At 64.6% G+C, this 429-nt stretch carries 1 protein-coding gene; it reads left to right on the top strand.

All coding sequences use genetic code 11. The features are described from left to right. A partial coding sequence (locus HU767_RS29225; protein ID WP_186731122.1) for an RHS repeat domain-containing protein occupies window positions 1-429 on the top strand: 429 nt, incomplete at both ends.

Genomic DNA, 429 nt, shown 5'->3' with positions numbered 1-429 from the left:
GACTGCTGCAAGTCACCCTGCCCACCGGCGCCATTCGGGCCTGGAGCTACAACGCCTACGGCAAGGTCATTGCCGAACGCGACGAGCAGGGGCGGACCACCCGCTACGAATACGCCGATGACCTGCACCTGGTCAGTCGTCGCCTGAACCCCGACGGCAGCGAGCTGAAGTACCGCTACGACTCGGCGCGGCTGTTGCTGACCGAAATCGAGAACGAATCCGGCGAAAAATATCAGCTGGACTACACGCCCAACGGCTTGATCCGACAGCAAGTCGGCTTCGACGGCCAACGCACCGCCTACGCCTACGACCTCAACGGCCACCTGCTGGAGAAAACCGAGCACGGCGAGGACGGTTCGCAATGGGTCACCCGCTACCAGCGCGACGCGGCCGGGCGGCTGCAACTCAAGACCTTGCCCGACGGCCAGG

It is taken from the genome of Pseudomonas sp. SWRI179, assembly GCF_014268705.1.
GTDB classification, from domain to species: domain Bacteria; phylum Pseudomonadota; class Gammaproteobacteria; order Pseudomonadales; family Pseudomonadaceae; genus Aquipseudomonas; species Aquipseudomonas zanjanensis.
The sequence above is the reverse complement of the archived record's forward strand: the minus strand, read 5'-3'. Positions and strand labels throughout refer to the sequence as shown.